This is a genomic window from uncultured Phascolarctobacterium sp., from assembly GCF_934190775.1.
Classification (GTDB): domain Bacteria; phylum Bacillota; class Negativicutes; order Acidaminococcales; family Acidaminococcaceae; genus Phascolarctobacterium_A.
Genome location: NZ_CAKPTG010000006.1, coordinates 120,442 through 141,552, shown reverse-complemented (window position 1 = coordinate 141,552; position 21,111 = coordinate 120,442). Strand labels below are relative to the sequence as shown.

Sequence of the window (21,111 nt, the reverse complement as noted above, 5' to 3'; positions counted from 1 at the left end):
AGTAGTTAAGCCCTTATACGTCGAAAGTACTTGGCTGGAAGCGGCCTGGGAGGATAGATAGCTGCCGGTTAGAAAAACAGCTCATGCGATGCATGAGCTGTTTTTTTATGTGTAGATACTTAAATTTGCACTTTTTCTCTGGATAGTATATAATATCTAAAAAATTTCTCAAAACCGGGCGAAATTTTAAGCGTGCAACGTAACTATAGGTGAAATCAATTTAGGGAGAAATATTTCAAAGATGAAGTATGAAATCCTGGTGTCTTGGCTACGAGGTGAAAAATATGTCCTACGAAGAAAACAAAACTAACGCTTCTAATATTGAAATCATTCCTTGTGAAAGAATAAATTGCAAGGGAGCAGCTCCATGTGTGCTTAACATCAATTCATATATGAATGTATATGAGTTTGAAGACAAAATCATGAAGTATATGTGTAATATGCGCCCTGTCATGGACGAATTCATCTGCGTAAATCTTGATGTAATTGCAGATAGACCCGTCGACTTCATCCAAAGTCTGGTTGAAGGATATATTCGCTATGATGGCGTACATATCAAGAAAAACTATCGTGTTGAGTATGGCAAAATGGATAAAGAGGGCAATAATCATATCTATGTTCTTGAAGCACCAGATGGAGCGTGCGACTATGATATGGCAGTCTCTGTCTTCGCTATGGTGTGCATTGAAGGAAAAGCTCCGTCAGATTGGCACTGGAAAGAGATAACTGAGGAAGTGTTTGCGAAAAAAGAGGAAAGTACAGAAGTCATGCATGTTGAAGGGATTGACTGGAAGGAAGTAGCTTTTGCTAAAAGAAGGATGAGTCGTGTGTTAGGTGCTGTTGTTGGCGATATCGTTGGGTCTGTATATGAATTCAATGAAATAAAAACCAAGGACTTTCCGCTATTTTCTGAACATTGCTGTCCTACTGATGACAGTATTATGACGTTTGCTGTTATGAGTGCTCTGGTAGAGTGTAATAAGGATTACCGCAAACTTGCTGCTGAAACCATAAAACAAATGCAACGTTGGGGAATGAGATATCCTAAGGCGGGTTACGGAAGTATGTTTTCTGATTGGCTTAGAACGAACGATCCGCAGCCTTATAATAGTTTTGGCAATGGTTCAGCTATGCGTGTTAGCCCAGTAGCTTACGTTGCTAAATCTATAGAAGAAGTGAAGGAACTGTCTAGAATTGTTACTAGCGTTACGCATAACCATCCAGAAGGGATAAAGGGTGCTGAAGCTACTGCAGTTGCAACATATATGGCTTTACATGGAAGCAAGAAAGAAGAAATTTTTACTGTGATAGATAATGAATATTATCCGATGAACTTCACGCTAGACGAAATCCGTGCTGATTACGAATTTAATGAAACGTGTCAGGAGACTGTTCCGCAGGCGTTAAAAGCTTTTTTCGAAGCGACTGATTTTGAAGATGCAATTAGAAACGCAGTATCTATCGGTGGAGATAGTGATACAATTGCAGCTATAACAGGTGCGGTTGCCGGTGCTTATTATGGTGTACCTTATCGAATTGAACAGCAGGCGTTGAAATACATGGATGGATTACAGAAAAAAGCTTATCGCTTATTTTGTTCATCATTTATGTTTAAATAAAAACCAGTTTTGTGCGCTTTGGAGGTGCTTTATAATGACTATTTGGAGATCGCATATTAAAATAGTTGGTAGTCCTGGTGGGAGTCGCATTGATCTTTGCCTTAATAAAAGTGTATTGGCTATGGGGTGGTCGCTTAGTGATAGGCATTTAGAGGGAAATAATATCAATGAAACTGACAAGCAAAAGATTCAGAAACAGCGTTCAGGTATTAAATCTTATGATGATTATGCGGCATTGATTAAAGAGTGGAATGTTTATGGTGGTAGTGTTGATGATAATGTAAGAAGATTATATTATAATGTAAAACCTGATGATTTGGTGTGGATACGTGATAAGGGAATTTACTATATTGGTAGAGTTGGCGAGAATAGTCAATGGATTTATGATAGTAGTCGAGAGTTGTTAGATAGGGATTCTACTACACAACGAACAGATATCGAATGGATAAAAGTAGGCGATGAATCTAGTGTTCCTGGCGCAGTCACAATAGCATTTATTCGTGGTAAAACGCTACAACGTATAGCTTCTAGGGAAGTAGAAACTTTTTCAAAGCATTATTATAATACAATAATGAAAAAAGAACATTATCAAGGTTTAGCTATTGAACCTAATAAAGAAACTTTGTATTCTCTGTTGTCACCAACTGATTGCGAAGATTTGGTGTGTGCGTACTTGTACTATAAATATAAATATATAGTGATTCCGTCAACGAATAAGAAATCTACAGAGCTTTATGAGTGTGTTTTGCTTGATCCCAAAGATAGAAGTCATATATATATTCAAGTTAAAAAAGGTAATGTAGATATTGATGCAAACGACTTTAGGCATTTGCAAGGCGAGGTTTTCTTATTTACGAGCGAAGGAACAGTAAAAAATCTTGATTCCAATAATGAAAATATAAAATGTATATCGCCAGAAGAATTGTTCAAGTTTGCTATGTCTGATGCAGCAACAAATATTGTTTCTGATAGCATTAGCTATTGGACGGAATATATGCGGAAGGCATTGAAATGAAATCTCTTCTCCTCACAGCCTTCGACCCCTTCGCTCATTACACAATGAATCCATCGTGGGAGGTCGTACAGGCTTTACCTGAAACTATCAATAACTATCACATTCATAAGCTGCGCTTGCCTAACATCTTCGGCCTTGCGCCACGCCTGCTGCTCGAGGAGGCGCAGCGCGTGCAGCCTGACGTTATCCTTATGACGGGCATGAATAGCGGCACGACGAAAATAGATATTAATCTTGCGGCATTAAACATCAAGGATGCGCTTATCGAGGATAACATGGGACGCAGGCCGTGGAATGAGCCAATTTTTGCTGACGCCCCCGCCGCCTACTTTGCTACGATTCCTGTACATGAAATAGTCCGCTCTTTACGTGCGCAGAAGTTGCCCGTGCAGCTGGAGTTTGCTTCCGGCGGCTATGTCTGCAACGAAATTTTTTACCGTGCTGCCCATGCTTACGCCGGTACGACAACGAAAGTGGGCTTTGTACATGTGCCGCTCTTGCCGGAAATGGTGTTTGACGAAAGCCTTGCTAGGCCTATAGAAGAAACCAGCGCGATTTTAAAAGCTATTATCGAGTGTCTTTAATATGAGCCATACAGCGTGAAGCTGTCTGGCTTTTCTTTTTTCGCAAAGCTTCTGCTGAATTTGTATGCTTATCTGCTATTCTTTTTGCTTCTTAAGCGTTATAATATCATTATACTTTCAGAAGGCAGGTGATATGATGTACTTTCAATACGGCGAAACAGAAATAAATTATCTTAAGCGCAAGGATAAGAAGCTGGCGTGGGCAATAGAGCAAATCGGCCATATAGAGCGCAAGCTGGATGCTAATCTTTTTGCTGCTGTTGTACGTCATATTGTCGGTCAGCAGATATCATCAAAGGCGCAGGCAACTGTTTGGGCGCGCTTGGAGGCAAGGCTGACTGTGGTTACATCTGTTACAGTGTATGCTGCGTCAGCACAGGAGCTGCAGGCCTTAGGCATGAGCCTGCGTAAGGCAGAATACATCAAGGATTTTGCGTCTAAAATAGTCAGCGGTGAATTTGATTTGCAGGCAGTGGAGCATATGAGTGATGCAGAGGCGATTGCTGCTTTGAGCAGCTTAAAGGGCATTGGTAAATGGACGGCAGAAATGATTTTACTGTTCTGCCTGCAGCGGCCGGATATTTTGAGCTATGATGATCTGGCAATCCAGCGTGGCTTGCGGATGCTGTACCATCATCGCAAAATTACGTGTGAGTTGTTTAATAAATATCAAAAACGCTATAGTCCCTACGGCAGCACGGCAGCAATTTACCTTTGGGCGATTGCCGGCGGTGCAATAGAGGGCATGAAGGATTATGCGCCTGCGAAAAAACGTTAAATTACAAGGGTTCGATTCCCCTTAGCGCTACCACACAAAATAAATGAGGTCAAATATGTTGTACTATAAAAAGATTTCCTCGCCTTTAGGCGAGATAACTTTACGCAGTGATGGTGAAAGTTTAACCGGTTTATGGTTTGCAGACGATAAGCATTATGGCGACAAAGATATTCAAGATGCGCAAAATGCGGAGCTGCCCGTTTTTGCGCTTGCCGAAAAGTGGTTGGCAGAATATTTCTCAGGCTGCAAGCCTAAGGTAAAAGTACCATTGCAGTTTACTGGAAGTGATTTTCAGAAACGTGTCTGGAATATATTGCAAAATATTCCTTATGGTCGTCTAGTAACTTATGGCGATATTGCACGCGAAATTGCAGCGCAGCGTGGTCTTGCGCGCATGTCGGCGCAGGCTGTGGGTGGTGCTGTAGGTCGTAATCCGCTCTGCATTATTATTCCCTGCCATCGCGTAATAGGTGCTAATGGCAGCCTTACCGGCTATGGCGGCGGTATGTGGCGCAAGGTGCGTCTGCTGGAGCTGGAAAAGATTGATATGAGTAAATTAACTGTACCGACAAAGGGTACAGCGTTATAAAGGAGCTTTTTTATGAATAAAATGTATTATCCTGTTGTCGCATTGGCATTGGGACATCTTGTTACCGATATGCAGGCGGGTGCGCTGCCTATCGTTTTACCGCAGCTGAAGGAGCTGTTTTCCTTGAGCTATTCACAGTTGGCAGCGATTGTACTGCTGCAAAATATTATGTCATCCGTTATTCAGCCGGCCTTCGGCTATCTTACCGACAAGCGCTCGCTGCCACGCTTTCTGCCGCTTTGCGCGGCACTGGCTGGTGCAGGCTTCGCTTTTGTAGGCTGGGTATCAAGCTACACGTTGCTTTTATGCACGGTTATTTTTATCAGCCTGGCAAGTGCTACCTACCATCCGCAGGCTTCCAAAACTGTCAACTTTTTGAGTGATGATACAAACCGCACGAAGAATATGGGCTTATTTTCTATCGGCGGTAATGCCGGTATGGCTGTAGGCTCTATCTTCATGACCTTTCTTTTAGGCTTGGCCGGTGGCATTCACAATACTATGTATTTTGCTATTCCCGGTTTAATGGTTTTTCTGCTGATGGCTAAGGCGATGCCGGATTATATCCGCGTAAACAAGGAGCATGAGGTGCAGCAGGCCAGAAAGGCTGCTGACGGTACAAGCGAAAAGATGTCGTATGTTGCGCTTTTTTTAATTCTGTTCTATATCTTCATGCGTTCTTCTATTCACAGCGGTATTTCCACGTATCTGCCGTTGTATTTTATGAAGTTCCGCGGCTTTGAGGCAGTTTTCTCCAGCAGTCTTGTATCAGGCTTCCTCTTAGGCGGTGTGGCAGGTACTTATGTAGGTTCGATTTTGAGTGACAGGCTGGGAGCACGTAAAATTCTGCTTGGCTCTATTACGCTGAGCATTCCGGCGATTTATTGTATTACGATTGCTACGACGAAGCTTTTTGCCATGGCATCTGTTGTTATTGCAGGCTTTTGCATTATTGGCTCCTTTGCTACGACGATTATTATTGCGCAATGCATGATGCCGAATAATGTAGGCATGGCGTCCGGCCTGACTATCGGCTTCAGCGTAGGCTTAGGCGGCTTCGGCGTTACGATTTTGGGTATGCTGGCAGATAGGTTTGGCCTGCCTGTGGTGATGCAGCTGCTGGTATGGCTGCCGATTGTAGCGGCGGTTACGGCGATTTGGATTCCGATACCAAAAAAGCTGCAAAAATAAAGCAGTGTATCTTAGTAGATTTATATAGTATATTTTATGGAGGGTTATTTTCTTATGGATAATAATTATAGACTTGGCATTTTTTACGGCCTCGGGGCCTATATTTTATGGGGCGTGCTGCCGATATACTGGAAGCTGCTGCAGCATGTAGAGGCGATGGAAATTTTGGCGAGCCGTTTTTTATGGTCGGCCGTTTTCGTCTTTCTTTTATTACTGGCAACAGGCAAGCTGCACATCTTCATGCAGGAAACCAAGGCGATTTTCAGTACGAAAAAGACAGCCTGCTGCATGGTGCTGGCAGCTATTACGATAAGCTTCAACTGGGGCATTTTTATCTGGGCGGTAGAAGCAGGACGCATTGTAGAAACAAGCATGGGATATTACATCGGTCCGCTGATGATTGTACTCTTTGGCGTAGTATTTCTGCATGAGCGCCTTTCTAAGCTGCAATTTGCGGCGGTTGGCTGTGCTGCTGCCGGAATTGCTGTGATTGTTGTCCATAACGGCGGTCTGCCTTGGGTAGCAATCACGCTGTCCTTGACCTTTGCCTCATATGGTCTGTTAAAAAAGCTTATCGTTGCTCAGCCAATGACGAGTATCCTGTTGGAAACATTGCTGATTTCGCCCTTAGCTGCAGGCTATTTATATTACCTTAGTACAATGGGAGGCAATGTCTACCAAAGCTGCGATACGAGCACGCTGCTGCTTTTGGCAGGTGCCGGCCCTGTTACGGCAACACCGATGCTTCTGTTTACTGCCTGTGCTCGTAAGCTGCCTTTAAATATTCTGGGCTTTTTGCAGTATCTTGCTCCATCTATATCGCTGATGATTGGCGTGCTGATTTACGGTGAACCGTTTACCGGAGCTACTGCTGCAGCCTTTGGCTGCATTTGGGTGGGACTTGCGCTGTTCATCTGGTCGCAGATAAGAAGATAAAAATAAACTCCTGCCGGCAGGCTGAAGTCCTGGAGGCAGGAGTTTTTGGCGTTATATGGATACAAGTTTTATTTTTAATCCGAGTGGATGCATAATTTTTAGGAGCGTATCCAGTTTTGGGGTAGTTTTTCCTGATTCAATACGCGCAATGGATGATTGCGGAAGTCCGCAAAGCTGTGCTAATTCTCTTTGACTTATACCAAGGGCGTTGCGTTTTTCAATCATTGCACTGACAATTGCAGTCAACTCGTCTATTTCTTCCATCAGCAAATTATTATTATCGTCAATGCTTTTTACATACTCTTTGTAATCTTGCCAAGTTCTCATTTTTGGACCTCCTGACGTTTTAAATATTGTCTACGGTTATTTATAGCTTGCTCAAACTCTTTCCTTGGAAGTTTTTGAGTCTTTTTTCTGAAGTGATGCAGCAAAACAAAGCGGTCATTTGTGTAGGAAAAATAAAGAATACGATTGTTTCCGGGACGTAATTCCCAAATTCCGTCAGCAATATATTTTGTAATAGTTTCTGGTAAATAAGTACCTTTCTCTTCCAATAAGTTTAAGCATAAGCATATTTGCTTGTATTGAATGCGTGCATCTTTATTGGTAAGTGCCTTGATGCGTAAGGTTTCCAGAAATTGCCATACAGAAGAATTTCCTCGTGAGTCTTCATAAAATTCAATAGTATACATATTAGTGCACTCCTGTCATTTTATTACTGCTCACACATATATGATAGCATGTATGCTATCACAATGCAAGCAGTTTAGTTTTTAATAAAAAAGGAGTATTGCAGTTGGTACTACAATACTCCTAAGAGAACGACAACAATATTTAATTATTTATATTTTACCACAAAAACGCTTGTTGTTACAAAAATTTTAATGATTCTTCGGGAATAAATCTGTTTCCATAGCAGAACTGCCTATCCTCCATTTTTGAAAAATATATGCTGCTTATGCTATAATTATATTTGTTTTTTATGGAGGTGTTATAGTGAGCTTTTTCTCAGATAAGTGGCGCGGTATTATTTTATGTGCTGTTTTGGCAGTGCCGTGCTGGGTTTTAGGCAAGCTGGTGCCTGTAGTCGGCGCACCTGTCTTTGCAATTCTTTTAGGTATGCTGGTAGCGCTTGTGTGGCCCGTACAGGCTGTATTTAAAAGCGGTGTAGGCTTTGTATCCAAAAAGGTGCTGCAGTACGCAGTAATCCTGCTGGGCTTCGGTCTGAATATTTCCGTAGTGCTGGCAACCGGTAAGCAGTCACTGCCGATTATCGTCTGCACGATTGCAACTTCGCTTATCGTGGCCTATGTGCTGCATAAGGTGATGAACATTCCTGGCAAGATTTCCACACTTATCGGCGTAGGTTCGTCTATCTGTGGCGGTAGTGCAGTGGCTGCGACAGCGCCTGTCATCAAGGCAGACGATGAGGAGGTGGCGCAGGCTATCAGTGTTATCTTTTTCTTTAATGTGCTGGCAGCGCTGCTTTTCCCGTGGTTGGGTACAGTGTTGGGATTTTCTACGACAAGCGGCGAAGCCTTCGGTATTTTTGCCGGTACTGCTGTTAACGATACTTCTTCGGTTACGGCAACGGCGGCAACCTGGGATGCAATGTTCGGTCTTGGCACGGCAACGCTGGATAAGGCGGTAACAGTAAAACTGACGCGTACACTGGCAATTATTCCGATTACGCTGGTATTAGGTTATCTTGTAGGCAAGCGTGAACAGGGTGCGAGTCATGAGGTTAATATCAGGAGCATTGTACCAAGCTTCATCCTCTACTTCGTGCTGGCTTCGCTGATTACGACATTCGCGACAAGCATGGGCGTAGCAGCAGAGGTTTTTGCACCGCTCAAATGGCTCAGTAAGTTCTTTATCGTTATGGCGATGGCTGCGGTAGGCCTGAATACGAATATCGTCAAGCTCGTTACAACAAGCAGCAAGCCTTTGGGACTAGGTCTTGGCTGTTGGGCAGGCATTACGGTTGTGAGCCTGCTTTTGCAGCATCTGCTTAATCTCTGGTAAACAGAATAAAATTTAATTTTGCACCGGAAACAGCGACAAATAATAGTTTGTTCGCTGTTTTCAGCGTTTTAAAAGGCTGTTTTGCTTGTGAGCGGGACGAAGCGGGACCCCTAGATATAGTGTTGTGGAAATCTCCCCCTAGTTGTTATTAAAGTTATCCACAGATTGTGCATAACATGTTGATAATTGTGTAAAATCCTTGTAAACAAGCCACTTTTTTCTCGGAGGCTGGTGGATAACACTCTGCATAACTAAAAGTTATGCACAAAAACTGTGGATAAGTCTGTTGATACTGTTGATAACATTACACTAAATATCGGAAACAGGGGATATATTTTCCAGGAAAACAAGATAATTTCCTATTGCTGAGGTGGTATTTTGTATACAAACGCAAGTTTTTTTGCTGTCTGCAAAGTTTTTGCTTGCGTAATAGACGATTTTTGTTCATAATATTACTATGACTAATTGTAAGTAAATGGAGGAAGATTAGGTTATGGCATTAAAGCAAATGGATGCATTGGCAGCTTTGCGTGAAGCTGCAGGTGAAGTTATAGAAGCTTCTTTGTGTGAGATTCAGGGCGGCTGGCTGGCGCTGGTACGTACTCAGGACGGCAAGCGTCTGGCTTTTGCAGCGAAGGGTGAAAATGCTCTGAGCGCGCTGTGGAAGGACGTTGAAAAGGAAGCAGACGTTAAGGACGTGCATGTTGCAGTTATGGCCTTGAATGCCAATAATGCTGCGCTGGTACGCCGTTATGTTAAATGGACTGCACCGACTGCCTGCGGCACTAAGGGTGCCAGCATCGGCTTCAGCGATTGGCTGGGCGAAGCAGATGCAGTTGTGGCAGAGCTGTTCAGCAAGCGTCAGCTGAAACCGGTATTAGTTGATTTTACTACCGAGGATAGCGAGGCTTTGCAGCGCTATTTTGTACAGGCTGTGGATACTGCAACCTGGGGCGTGCTTGAAGAGGGCTACAAGGAAGGCTATGGCGCTAATGCGGCAGGTCTGAAGACTGAAGAGGAAATCGTTAAGGCTCTGCTTTATGGTTACAGCATGATTGGCTTTGACTGCAGCGATAAGATTGATCGGGGCATTGAAAAGCTGTCTGATGAGGCTGTTGATAAACGCTTTGAGCAGTTCAACGAAACCTTCCGTGCTGCTGTGCATGCTTCCTATCTGAACGCAGAGTTCAAGGTTGGCAGCAGCAAGATTACCTTTACGGAAAATCAACTGCACCGCATCGTTCTGGAATATGGCGAAGCAATTATGCATATCCAGTTCATCTACAACTCTTATCTGAAAAATACCCCGTGGGATATTGACTTTGAGCTGGACCTGTCCAAGCCGGGTAAGGTGCTGACTCCGCAGGAGCATTACCTGATTGGCAATGAGCTGCAGCGTAACGGCATCAAGCTTACTGCTATCTGCCTTGACCCGCTGAAGGACGCAGAGGCAGTAAATGATAACCTGCAGCTGCACTGCGAGATTGCTGACACCTTTGGCTATCGCCTGAGCTTTAAAAATGCGGATATTGCTATGAACGATACCGCTGCTGCTATGAAATATCTGAAGGGCAAGGTTCATTTCAAAATGAACAACATCCTCTGGCTGAGCGCAATAGAGCTTGCCAAAGCTTTGGATGCCGACCTGTTCGGCAAGCTGTGTGCTGCCTGCGGCTGTGAGGCTACAGCAGATGCTGCTGACCGTGCATTGGTGCTTGGCTACAGAAAGGCGCTAAATCCGAAGGAGGAAGGCAATGTTGTTGTTGCCATGAAGGCTTTCCTGGAAGCGCATCATACTGAATATACTGCTGCAATTAAAGAGAATGTAGCTGCAAAATTAAAGAATATCTAAGATAAAAATTTAAGGACTTCCCAAAAAATTTTGGGAAGTCTTTTGTTTTAAACGATACAAAACAGCTTATCCAACGTGTTTTTGTACAATGGATATTAGTGTACTTTGTCTACTGAAAAGTAGCGCGAAAAATTTAATCATTTGATTAGTACATGCACAATAGACAAAAGGCTGAAAATGTTCATATACAGTGACTAAAAGAAGAAAAATGTAAAATTTTGCAAAAAAGTGTTGACAAACGATTTAGATGGGTGTATAGTATCAGTAATTTCAAATTGACAACCAAAGGTTATGATTGGGACTAAAGATAAGCGTAGAGTTTTAGAGAGCCGGTGTCTGGTGCAAACCGGTACGAAGCCTTATTGATTAAATCACCCATGAACTCGTCAGCGAAAGCTTTGCAAGTAGACTGATGCGCAACGGATGCGTTATTTCCGAGCCGGTTGATGGACTGGTGCTGAAAGTAATAAATTAGGGTGGTACCGCGTATTATACGCCCCTGCATATATGCAGGGGCGTTTTTTTAATACTACTCCTGAAAAGTCCATCAAAAGATAATTGACGTAGTAGAAAATTAAGGTGTTCTTGAAGGAGGAATTAACATGTTTGAAAAGGTATTGGTAACTGGTCAGAATGATGAAACTTTATTGCCGCGTGTATTGCGTGTGCTTTCCAAGCAAGGTGCTCAGGTACGTTCCCTGCGCATGGATGCAGAAGAAAATCGTCTGAAGCTGGAAATACAGCTGGCAGATGTGGCTGCTGCTCAGGTTGCTAAGCTGTTGGCTAAGCAGGTTGCAGTTGAGTCTGTAGCAACTATGGCGTAAGGGGGACGTACTGATGAAGCTGAAGGGCTCAGAAGCCATTGTAAAGGTCCTTTTGGAGCAGGGCGTAGATACGGTCTTCGGTTATCCCGGAGGTGCTGTGATTCCTCTGTATGATGCCTTGTACGATGCACCGCTGAAGAACGTGCTGACAGCACATGAGCAGGGTGCTATTCACGCAGCTGACGGTTATGCCCGTGCGAGCGGCAGAACCGGCGTATGTATCGCAACCTCCGGTCCTGGTGCCACAAACATTGTTACCGGCCTGGCAACTGCTTATCTTGATTCCATTCCGCTGGTAGCGATTACCGGTCAGGTTGGCGTAAGCATGCTGGGACGCGATTCCTTCCAGGAAATAGATATTGTCGGTGTTACAATGCCGATTACCAAATATAACATGCTGGTACGCAGCAAGGAAGAGCTGCTGCCGGCACTGCGCAAGGCATTTGCTTTAGCGCAGGAGGGCAGACCGGGACCTGTGCTGGTGGATATTCCCAGTAGCGTGCAGGTTGAGGAGCTGGAATGGAGCGAGCCGCAGGCAGCTTCTGCAGCAGAAGAAATGCCGCAGGCAACACCGGAGCAGCTGCAGCAGGCAGCTGAGGTGTTGAACAAGGCACAGCGTCCGGTACTGCTGGTTGGCGGCGGCGCTGTCAACAGCGGCGCGCAGGAAGAACTGCTGGAGCTGGCCAAGAAGGCTGATTTGCCGGTAGTAAATACGCTGATGGGCATCGGTGTTTATCCCGAGTCTGACGAACGCTCTCTGGGCATGACCGGCATGCATGGTCATATCGCTTCCAACATGGCTGTAGCGCAGGCTGATGTGCTGGTAGTAGCCGGCAGCCGCTTCAGCGACCGCGTAACCGGCGACCGTAACCGTTACGTAGGACAAAAGACGATTATCCAGCTTGATATCGATCCGACGGAAATAGATAAAAATATAGCAACAAGCCTTTCCGTAATGGGTGATGTAAAGAAGACACTGCAAAGCCTGCTGCCGTTAGTGCAGAAGGCAGTGCATGCCGACTGGTGGCAACAGATTAAGGCTTGGGATGCAACAGAGGATCGCAGCCTGCTGGCTGGCGACCGCCTGACAGCTCCTTGGATGATGAAGGAGCTGAGCCGCAGCTTTGAAGGAGAAAATCCGATTTACGTAACTGACGTTGGTCAGAATCAGATGTGGGCAGCACAGCATTTAGTTGTCGATAAACCGCGTCATCATCTGACGAGCGGTGGCTGCGGTACGATGGGTTTCGGTCTCCCCGGCGCGTTGGGTGCAGCCTTTGCAGAGCCTGATAAACAGGTAGTGCATATCTGTGGTGACGGCGGTTTCAAGATGACCGGCATGGAGCTGTATACGGCGGCGCGTGAAGGCAAAAAGCTAATCAGCATCGTTATTAATAACAGCTGCTTAGGCATGGTCCGTCAATGGCAGCAGCTCTTCTACAACGAGCATTACTCCAATACGCTGCTGACAGAGTTTGACTTTATCGGCTTTGCTCATTCCTGTGGCGCAGGCGGACGCAGAGCAGCGACATGCAAGGAATTTAAGGAGGCGCTGAAGGCAGCACGCGAGGCTGACAAGCCCTTCCTGATTGAAGTAATCGTAGAGCAGGGTGATCTGGTAGAGCCTATGGTGGCAGCCGGTGCTGCGGTAGATGACTTCGTCAAGATTAACAGATGCAGATAAACAGCTATAAATAAGGGAAATTTTTTATTAAATTTATATATTAAAATAAGGGAAAAGAAAGAGGTAATAACAATGGTTAAAATGTATTATGACAGCGACGCAAATCTGGAATTATTGAATGGCAAAACAGTTGCTATTATCGGCTATGGTTCTCAAGGCCATGCACATGCACTGAACCTGCAGGAGAGCGGCGTAAACGTAGTTGTCGGCCTGTATGAAGGCTCTAAATCCAAAGCTAAGGCAGAAGCTGCCGGCCTGAAGGTTATGACTACTGCAGAAGCTGCTAAGGCTGCCGATATCATCATGATGTTGATTCCGGATGAAAAGCAGGCTGCTACATATAAAAAAGATATCGCTCCGAACCTGGAGGCAGGCAATGCATTGGCTTTTGCACACGGCTTCAACATTCACTTCGGTCAGATTGTTCCTCCTGCTGATGTAGACGTATTCATGGTTGCTCCTAAAGGCCCCGGCCATCTGGTTCGTCGTACCTATACCGAAGGCAGCGGTGTTCCTGTTCTGGTAACTGCTTATCAAAACCCGACCGGCAAGGCTCATGACCTGGCTCTGGCTTATGCTAAGGGCATTGGCGGTACCCGTGCAGGCGCTCTGGAAACCACCTTCCGTGAAGAAACCGAAACCGACCTCTTCGGCGAGCAGGCAGTTCTCTGCGGCGGCGTTTGCGCTCTGATGAACGCAGGCTTTGAAACCTTGGTAGAAGCAGGCTATGAGCCTGAAAGCGCATACTTCGAGTGCATGCACGAGATGAAGCTGATTGTTGACCTGATGTATGAAGGCGGCATGGCTAAAATGCGTCATTCCATCTCCGATACCGCTGAATATGGCGACTATGTAACCGGTCCTCGCATCATTACTGCTGAAACCAAAGCTGCTATGAAACAGGTTCTGGCTGAAATCCAGGATGGTACCTTTGCTAAGAAATGGCTGCTGGAAAACCAATGCGGCCGTCCGCAATTCAACGCTATGCGTCGTCGTGCTGCAGCAACTCAGGCTGAACAGGTTGGCACACAGCTGCGTGGCATGATGAGCTTCCTGAAGAAAAAATAATCAACAGCTTACAAGCACTTTTAGTGCAGAAAATAAAAATAAGGGAAAGAGCGTAATCCGTTAAAGGCAGCGTACAGAAAAAAATAGCTGCCGGGATTACGATAAACAAAAATAAGGGAAAGAGCGTAATCCGCTAAGGATAGCATACAGAAAAAATCAGCTGTCCGGATTGCGAAAAATAAGGGAAAGAATGTGAGCCTTAAACGCAGTATAGAAAAATAAAAGCTGCGTGGCTTGCAGTAATTAAAAATAAGGGAAATATTAAAAGGTCGCTTACCTGCGCGTCAGATGCAGGAAGCGGCCTTTTTGACATGCCGGCATAATGTTTTTGATATAAAAGCCTCCCCGACGCATCTGCGCAAAGGAGGCTTTTGTGATACCGGCGATAGAACGCAATATATTAAGCGTGAGCGGGATTTTTCTTTTTAATAAGAGAGAACACTTTTAAGGAGCAGCAAAGGATGAGCACTGCGCTGACAGTAAGCACATAAAAGCCATGTCTGCTGCCTAACATAGTAGCATGCGCGATATTGCCCGGTTCCGCAGCCTGTGCGGTTGCAACAATCGTACTGATAACTGCCGTACCGACTGCACCTGCCAGCTGCAGCAGCGTGTTCATAGCTGCGTTGCCGTCGGCGTTAAGCTCTTCCGGTAACTGGCTCAGGCCGTTAGTCATAATCGTTCCCATGGAAAACCCTTGGCCGAAGGCGAAGAACAGGTAGAAGATGATGAAGAGCAAGGAGCTCAGCTCATAGGGATAAAGGCTGTAGCAGATAACGGATACGAGAATTGATGTATTGCCTAGTAAAATCGGCCGTTTGGCACCGAATTTATCCAACAGCCTGCCGCTGATAGGTGCAAGCATAGCGCCGATGATACAGCCGGGCAGTAGCAGACAGCCGGCGGTGAAGGCGTCTGTATGCGAAACAAGCTGCGCATAGTTGGGGATTAAAAAGCCCAGTCCCAAACAGATAAAGCCGACGAGTAAAAGGCTGACTGTGCTTAGAGTATAAGGCAGATAACGGAAAATCTGTACGCGTAAAAGCGGTGCGTTGCTGCTTAATGATTTCTTATAGAAGGCGGTTAAGGCAACAAGGTAGATTGCGAAAAGAGCCAGCACTTCAATACTGAACCAGCCGAAGTCAGAGGCAATACTGGTGGCAAAAATCAGGCTGCTGAAGCCGATAACAAGCAGAAAATATAAGCCGAAGTTAAAGCTGCCCTCCTCAAGTTTGCCTGCCTGACGGATATTTTTGATACCCAAGACGGCAGAAAGCAGTAAAAATGGCAGCAGGCTGACAAAAATCATGCGCCAGCCAAAGTAACTGACGATCATACCGCCGAGAGAAGGGCCGACAGCCGGTGCCATGGCGGTGATAAGCGAGGCTATGCCAATCATGAAACCCAGGCGTTCACCGGGAACCTGCTCCAGAATAATGTTAAACATCATCGGCAAGGCGATACCTGTACCGATGCCCTGCAGCAGCCTGCCTATAAGCAGAACATAGAAATAAGGCGACCAGGCGGCGAGCAGTGTGCCTGCAAGAAAGCTGCTGATAGCAACAGTAAACAGGCTGCGCGTAGAGAAACGTCGTTTAAGATAGGCGGATGTTGGAATAATCAGTGCCAGCACCAGCAAATAGCCGGTGGTTATCCATTGTACGAGCGAGGTGCCGATATTAAATTCGTGCATGAGCGTAGGAAAGGTAACGTTCATAGCAGTTTCGACAACCACGCCGCTAAAGGACATAATGCCGGCGGCGATAATTGATAATAGTAAGCGTGCATCCAACACACGCGCGGAGCTGTTAGTCATTATTTTTCTCCTCACTATGCATGATAACGGGTGCTTGGCCCTGCAGCGCAGGCTTATGGGTAGACATGGTTTGGTAAAGCTTGGCGATGGTGGCTGCAGTGGTATTGATATCTGCTTCACTGATATCGGTGATTTGTGCAGCAAGCCAATTGTGATATTGTTCAATGTAATAGGCGTGAATTTTACGTCCCTCATCTGTCATACGCAGTCTGACGATGCGTTTATCCTGTTCATCGCTGAACTTTTCGATAACATTGATTGCCTGCAGCTCGCTTACCAGACGAGTGATGCCGGGGCGCGTTACCTGCAGCAGGTCCGCAATATCGCTGACCTTGGGAGGCTGCGCGGTACGTTCCAGGTATTCAATATAGTCTAGCACCTTGAGATTGCCGGGAGTTAAGCCTTCCGGCAGAGGTGGCTGCAGCTCTACTATGCGCTTTGCTTCGTGGCAGGCGATGAGCAGAGTTTTGATTGCTTCGATAGGCAGTTTATGTTTCATGGTGGTTCTCCTTTACAAATGATTACCTAAAGTAATTATCAAAGATAATTATATTGCGGTGATGGGGGGATTGTCAAGGAGGGGGTGGAATGGAAAATAATGTAATGATTTGCTGAAAACTGTCTAAGCGAAATGTTGCAGTGTGAATATGAAAATAAGCTCTTTTTTCTATTATCCTCATAAAATATGCAGTAGTTGCATATTTTATCCTCATGAAATCTGCACTGATTGCATATTTCATGAGGATAGCTTAAAATAGAGTTAAAAAGAATGTTTAAGACACTTAAAAACTGATTGTGCAAGTGTTGTAATTCGATTATTGAAGTGGAGAAGCATAAATGTTATTAAATTTTACCCCGCAGGATATTGCCTATGCATCCCAGCTCACCAAGCTGACCTGGGGTGACGAGATGGCGTTGACGAATGATAGCTTAAAGAATGTTCTGTATGAGGCGATGGTGCGCTATTATTATCGCAGTGAGGTCTTTTCTTTAAAAATGACGGATGATGACGGTATGCAGGGCTTTTTGTTGGCGGCGCCCTTGAGTGAGCGTGATAATTCTCAGTCCTGGTTAAAGCAAAGCCTGCAGCATTTTGAGTGCGAGGAGCAGGATCTTGTTTATGATTATCTGCGCTATTTGTCTTATAACGGACAAAAGGTGAGGGCGTTGGCCAATCCGGAGGATTTGCTGCTGTGCCTGTTTTTGAGCATGAAAAGCGGTGTTGGCAGCAAGCTGCTGCATAAGGTGGAAGCGATTGCGCAGAAAAAAGGTGTTAAAAAGCTCTATTTGTGGGCGGATGCTACCTGTGATTATGAATATTACCGCAGGCGTGGCTATAGCGAAGCAGCGCATTTTACGAATAATATTCTGCCGCAGCTGGGTGCGCAGGAGACGTGGATATACAGCAAGGAGCTGAAGGAGTGAAAATAAAAGCAGCCTGTTTTGGAGGCCATGCGTGACTGGGGCGAGGCGTATAAGAAGAGATTTTGATTTGAGGATATAAGCCAAAACACCACCTGCAAACGCAAGTGGTGTTTTACAATATATGGGGAATAAGAAGAAAACTTTTTACAGACGGCTTACATGGCCGATGAAATAATGGCCCCAGGAAACGCGCGCCAATGCTTCCATGGTCAGCAGGCTGAGGCTAAGCATAATGATGAAGAGCAGCGGATAAAAGCAGAGCTGCTGCGGTGACATATGCAGCAGTGTAAGCAGCTCACTGCCAACATACATGTAGATGATGTGAATTAAGAATAAACCGAAGGAATAGTTGCCGAGATACATCATAAAGCGCTTGCTGAGGCTGTCCTGCGATTCCAAAGTGCAGGCATAACGAAAGAGCATAGCGATGATGATGCTGTACAAAAACAGGTTGAGCGGGAAGCAGACAAATTCCAACAGCGGCAGGATATGCAGGTAGTATTTAGCAAACCAGCAGCCGCCGATTAAAATCAGATTCAGGATGAAGCCTGTCATCAAAAGAACGTGATGGGTGTCAATCCAGCGCAGCATTTTTTTATGGTAGATATAAGCCAGCATACCGAAGGAGAAGTAGGCGATATAACGCAGAAAGGTGGTAATCTCCAGCGTTAGGATAACTGCCTGATTGCTGCAGCTGATATTGTTGCAGATTTTCCAGAACAGCTGCAGCAGGATTACCTGAATAATAAAGCGGTGCAGCCTGTGATGCAAGCGGCAACGGTTAAAATAACGCAGCAGCAGTGGATAGATGGCGTAAAAACCAAACAGCGCACGGAAAAAGGCCATATGGACTGCACTGCTGCCGGTAACGATAAGATAAGCGGCCTGCTTGAGAGTGAAGCTGGCGTTGCTGAAAAACCAGGCACCGCCAAGGTACAGCAACGAAAACAGCAAATACGGCGAAAGCACCGACAGGAACATTCTGCGGAAGAAGGACCACTTATAATAATCGGCATGGCGATTGTGGCTGATGAACATATATCCCGAAACAAACATTACCAGGGGTACGGCAAAGAGGGAGATAATGTCCAGCAGCATTTCGGAAATAGTGACCCACGATTCCGCGTGGGCGTGGCTGAAGTACCAGGTGGTGTGCATCAGCATGACGCCAAGAACCACGAAGCCACGTAATAATAGGGGAAAACTCATAGCTTTATACATCTTCTTTCTCTCTAGTAGAGTTATTGTACTACTTTAAATTTTATAGTCAAATAGCGATTAAGCATTTACAATATAACCAAATGGAATATAAAAAGTTGATAAGCTGCCGTAGATAACTTATTAGCATTAATATTATAACTTCTGCGCAGGTTGACGCTTGACAAAGATAGCGGCAGCGCAGATAATTTGAATAGAATATATAACAGATTGAGGAGGATACTGAAATGGAAAAACAGGAATGGCAAGGTTATGTACAGAAGGTAGCAAGCTGTGATTACCCTATACCGTTAAATCTGATAAACGATTATGATGATTGGAAATGCCGCAGCAACGTAGGACGTATGCTGATGATTTTGAAAGACATCGAGGGCGCTATGGCGGTGCTGGCAACTGTGAAGGATGTGCAGCCGGATATGGAGGATGCACCGGAGTTTGGTCTCAGCGAGGCAGAGCATAAGGTGCTGTGCCTGCGTGATATTGCCGAAATCGTCTGGCGTCTGACCGGCACCGGAGATGCACCGATTGTTTATTTAAATGAAGCCTACAGACTGTGCCGTGAGTATAAGAAGGTTTTCCGCAGTGCAGACCGTGGCGCTATCTGGGCGCGCAGATTGGAGCTGCAGCGCTCCTGTGGCGCTGAGGCTGCAGCGCTGGCGGAGGCGAAAGCAATGCTGGAGGCGGAAAAGGCCGTGGAGGGCGTCAATCCGTACCGCTTCCATGCACTGAAGTTTATTGCAGAAAGCATGGCGGAGCAGGGCGATTATGCTAAGGCGGCGCTGCTTTTGGCAGATGCGTATAAATCCTTCCCGATGAACGATGCTGCCAAGAAGGCTCTTGCCGAGGCAGAGGCTGCAGCAGATGCTAAGGAAAGATATGCGATGTATCATCACTGCACCACGATTCAGTACCAGCCGTGGGAAAAGGATAATGTGCCGACGCTGGAGGATGTACGCCGCCTGCAGGAGCGCAATTTTGCGCGTCGCGAGGCAGCGAAGGCTGCCGGTGAGGAGCCGGATGAAAAGGGTTCTTTTCAAAGTTTAATTAAGTAATTAAAACGAGCGATTAAAAGATTTTGTACGCACTTTTCACGAATCTGTTACAATTAGTAGCAGGTAATAAAAATGTGAGAAGGGATGTACTAATATGAATAAAAACTTTTTAGCTTTAGGCTTAGCTGCAGCACTGCTGGCACCCCAGGTAGCAGGCGCTGAAGGCTTTGCTATTAACGAATGGTCTGCTGAAGGTGTTGCTATGGGCGGTGCGCGCATGTTTGCTGAGGACGATGCTGCAAACGTAGCTTATAACCCTGCTTCTATCACCAAAGTAAAGGGTGAGGCAATGAAGAGCAGCTCCACCTATCTGAGCCCGCACGGCAGCTATAAGCTGCATGATGGTGACGGCAAGGAAATTGAAGCCGGTAAAAATGTGGTTCATGCCGGTTGGGCTGTTGGCAGCTACTATGTAAGACAGATTAATGATAAAGAATGGTTCGGCATCGGTGCTTTCCCACGCTTTGCTATGGTATCCGAGTTTGAACGCGGCAGCAAGGCGTCCAGTAATGCTTTTTTCTCTAAGCTGAACGGTGTCAGCGTTACTCCGACCTATGCGCACAAGTTCGATAAAAAATGGAGCGCAGCAGTTGGCGCAGAAATCAACTATGTTGGCTTGGAACTGCAAAAGAATTCCTATGATCCGCGTGTTCAAATGAATGTTGGTGCAACACAAACAGAAGGCGAAAGCTATGCTTTGGGCTGGAATGCTGCTGCCAACTATGCCTTTGATGATAAAAATGAGATTGGTGTAGTTTATCGCAGCCGCATTACTCACTCCTTAGAAGCAGACTTTAAATTGTATCCTGTAACTGGAGGCAAAATTACTGCTGATGCTTATGGCGTAGTAACTTTGCCGGATAGCTGGGATATCGGTTATAACCACAAATTTGACAAGAAAACCCGTTTGGAATTGAAAGCAACACGTACCAACTGGAGTACCTATGATGCATTGAATATTTCTTTGTCCAATCCCAGTGTTCCCGATGTGCTGCCTTCTGATGTTAATTCTGCTAAAAATTGGGAGAGTGGCTGGCGTTATGCTATCGGCTTAGAGCACAACCTGAGCGATAAGTATGCTGTTATGGCTGGCTTTGCTTTCGATGAATCTTCTATTCCTTACGAGGGCGGCGACTTCATGGTACCGACAGGTCTGCGCCGTACCTATTCCATTGGTGCCCGTTACAACGACAAGAAGCAGACTGTTGCTGTTGCCTTGGGCTGGATGGATGTCGGCAGTCTGGATTTCGCCGGTCACGCTACCGATGCTTATAAGAGCGCTCATGCTTATGACAGCTTCACTAAGATTGCTTCTATTTCCTACCAACGTAAATTCTAATTTTATATTTTAGCTTTACCGGAGCTGCTGCACGAAAAAGTGCGGCAGCTCTTTTAATCTGTCTGCTGTTTGTGCTACAATAGGCTTAACAAGGTT

The 21,111-nt window shown here is 45.5% G+C and carries 20 protein-coding genes; 15 read left to right on the top strand and 5 right to left on the bottom strand.

Going from position 1 to position 21,111, the window contains the following annotated elements:
- The first annotated feature begins 284 nt into the window (after positions 1 to 284).
- The 7 genes from Q0G26_RS05185 (at position 285) to rarD (ending at position 6,712) form a co-directional block, all read left to right on the top strand.
- Complete coding sequence (locus Q0G26_RS05185) at positions 285 to 1,619, top strand: ADP-ribosylglycohydrolase family protein (protein WP_293829042.1); 1,335 nt, start codon at positions 285 to 287, stop codon at positions 1,617 to 1,619.
- 34 nt (positions 1,620 to 1,653) lie between these two features.
- On the top strand, positions 1,654 to 2,634 hold the full coding sequence (locus tag Q0G26_RS05180; protein ID WP_293829041.1) for a hypothetical protein: 981 nt from the start codon (positions 1,654 to 1,656) through the stop codon (positions 2,632 to 2,634).
- A complete protein-coding gene (locus tag Q0G26_RS05175) occupies positions 2,631 to 3,218 on the top strand; it encodes a hypothetical protein (RefSeq protein WP_293829040.1) in 588 nt (195 codons plus the stop codon). Before Q0G26_RS05180 ends, Q0G26_RS05175 begins: the two co-directional genes overlap by 4 nt.
- Positions 3,219 to 3,354: 136 nt before the next feature.
- Positions 3,355 to 3,996 (top strand): DNA-3-methyladenine glycosylase 2 family protein, encoded by a 642-nt coding sequence (locus Q0G26_RS05170; protein ID WP_366517738.1) that lies wholly within the window; start codon positions 3,355 to 3,357, stop codon positions 3,994 to 3,996.
- A gap of 55 nt (positions 3,997 to 4,051) precedes the next feature.
- On the top strand, positions 4,052 to 4,585 hold the full coding sequence (locus tag Q0G26_RS05165) for a methylated-DNA--[protein]-cysteine S-methyltransferase (RefSeq protein ID WP_293829038.1): 534 nt from the start codon (positions 4,052 to 4,054) through the stop codon (positions 4,583 to 4,585).
- Positions 4,586 to 4,597: 12 nt separating this feature from the next.
- A complete protein-coding gene (locus Q0G26_RS05160; protein ID WP_293829037.1) occupies positions 4,598 to 5,776 on the top strand; it encodes an MFS transporter in 1,179 nt (392 codons plus the stop codon).
- Positions 5,777 to 5,830: 54 nt separating this feature from the next.
- Positions 5,831 to 6,712, top strand: a complete 882-nt coding sequence (rarD, locus tag Q0G26_RS05155; protein ID WP_293823565.1) for an EamA family transporter RarD — start codon at positions 5,831 to 5,833, stop codon at positions 6,710 to 6,712.
- Between the two features lie 51 nt (positions 6,713 to 6,763).
- Here the strand turns inward: rarD and Q0G26_RS05150 are convergent, their stop codons facing one another.
- Together Q0G26_RS05150 and Q0G26_RS05145 are read right to left on the bottom strand one after the other, a co-directional pair.
- Entirely contained in the window at positions 6,764 to 7,039 is a 276-nt protein-coding gene (locus Q0G26_RS05150) for a helix-turn-helix transcriptional regulator (protein ID WP_293829036.1), read from the bottom strand.
- Positions 7,036 to 7,404: a type II toxin-antitoxin system RelE/ParE family toxin gene (locus tag Q0G26_RS05145; protein ID WP_293829035.1), complete on the bottom strand. Its 369-nt coding sequence runs from the start codon at positions 7,402 to 7,404 to the stop codon at positions 7,036 to 7,038. The genes Q0G26_RS05150 and Q0G26_RS05145 overlap by 4 nt, the downstream gene beginning before the upstream one ends.
- Before the next feature lie 304 nt (positions 7,405 to 7,708).
- On the opposite strand from Q0G26_RS05145, the gene Q0G26_RS05140 reads away from it, so the two are divergent.
- From Q0G26_RS05140 to ilvC, 5 genes are all read left to right on the top strand, one after another.
- Positions 7,709 to 8,737, top strand: a complete 1,029-nt coding sequence (locus tag Q0G26_RS05140) for a YeiH family protein (RefSeq protein ID WP_293829034.1) — start codon at positions 7,709 to 7,711, stop codon at positions 8,735 to 8,737.
- 493 nt (positions 8,738 to 9,230) lie between these two features.
- Complete coding sequence (locus tag Q0G26_RS05135) at positions 9,231 to 10,589, top strand: tagaturonate epimerase family protein (RefSeq protein ID WP_293829033.1); 1,359 nt, start codon at positions 9,231 to 9,233, stop codon at positions 10,587 to 10,589.
- A 602-nt stretch (positions 10,590 to 11,191) separates the two neighbouring features.
- The gene (locus tag Q0G26_RS05130; RefSeq protein ID WP_021719399.1) at positions 11,192 to 11,413 is read left to right on the top strand and encodes a hypothetical protein; all 222 of its coding nucleotides are present in this window, start codon (positions 11,192 to 11,194) and stop codon (positions 11,411 to 11,413) included.
- A 13-nt stretch (positions 11,414 to 11,426) separates the two neighbouring features.
- A complete protein-coding gene (gene ilvB / locus Q0G26_RS05125; protein WP_293829032.1) occupies positions 11,427 to 13,097 on the top strand; it encodes a biosynthetic-type acetolactate synthase large subunit in 1,671 nt (556 codons plus the stop codon).
- A 72-nt stretch (positions 13,098 to 13,169) separates the two neighbouring features.
- Complete coding sequence (gene ilvC / locus Q0G26_RS05120) at positions 13,170 to 14,165, top strand: ketol-acid reductoisomerase (protein WP_366517735.1); 996 nt, start codon at positions 13,170 to 13,172, stop codon at positions 14,163 to 14,165.
- A gap of 400 nt (positions 14,166 to 14,565) precedes the next feature.
- Here the strand turns inward: ilvC and Q0G26_RS05115 are convergent, their stop codons facing one another.
- Together Q0G26_RS05115 and Q0G26_RS05110 are read right to left on the bottom strand one after the other, a co-directional pair.
- Positions 14,566 to 15,981 (bottom strand): DHA2 family efflux MFS transporter permease subunit, encoded by a 1,416-nt coding sequence (locus tag Q0G26_RS05115; RefSeq protein WP_293829031.1) that lies wholly within the window; start codon positions 15,979 to 15,981, stop codon positions 14,566 to 14,568.
- Positions 15,974 to 16,480, bottom strand: a complete 507-nt coding sequence (locus Q0G26_RS05110) for a MarR family transcriptional regulator (protein WP_293829030.1) — start codon at positions 16,478 to 16,480, stop codon at positions 15,974 to 15,976. The genes Q0G26_RS05115 and Q0G26_RS05110 overlap by 8 nt, the downstream gene beginning before the upstream one ends.
- A gap of 338 nt (positions 16,481 to 16,818) precedes the next feature.
- Here Q0G26_RS05110 and Q0G26_RS05105 point away from each other — a divergent pair, with 338 nt between their 5' ends.
- Complete coding sequence (locus Q0G26_RS05105; protein WP_293829029.1) at positions 16,819 to 17,406, top strand: hypothetical protein; 588 nt, start codon at positions 16,819 to 16,821, stop codon at positions 17,404 to 17,406.
- 144 nt (positions 17,407 to 17,550) lie between these two features.
- Here Q0G26_RS05105 and Q0G26_RS05100 read toward each other — a convergent pair whose 3' ends face one another.
- Positions 17,551 to 18,615 (bottom strand): acyltransferase, encoded by a 1,065-nt coding sequence (locus Q0G26_RS05100; RefSeq protein ID WP_293806339.1) that lies wholly within the window; start codon positions 18,613 to 18,615, stop codon positions 17,551 to 17,553.
- A gap of 236 nt (positions 18,616 to 18,851) precedes the next feature.
- Between Q0G26_RS05100 and Q0G26_RS05095 the strand changes: the two genes are divergently transcribed.
- On the top strand, positions 18,852 to 19,676 hold the full coding sequence (locus Q0G26_RS05095; protein ID WP_293829028.1) for a hypothetical protein: 825 nt from the start codon (positions 18,852 to 18,854) through the stop codon (positions 19,674 to 19,676).
- Between the two features lie 94 nt (positions 19,677 to 19,770).
- Complete coding sequence (locus Q0G26_RS05090) at positions 19,771 to 21,015, top strand: outer membrane protein transport protein (RefSeq protein WP_293829027.1); 1,245 nt, start codon at positions 19,771 to 19,773, stop codon at positions 21,013 to 21,015.
- Positions 21,016 to 21,111: the final 96 nt, after the last annotated feature.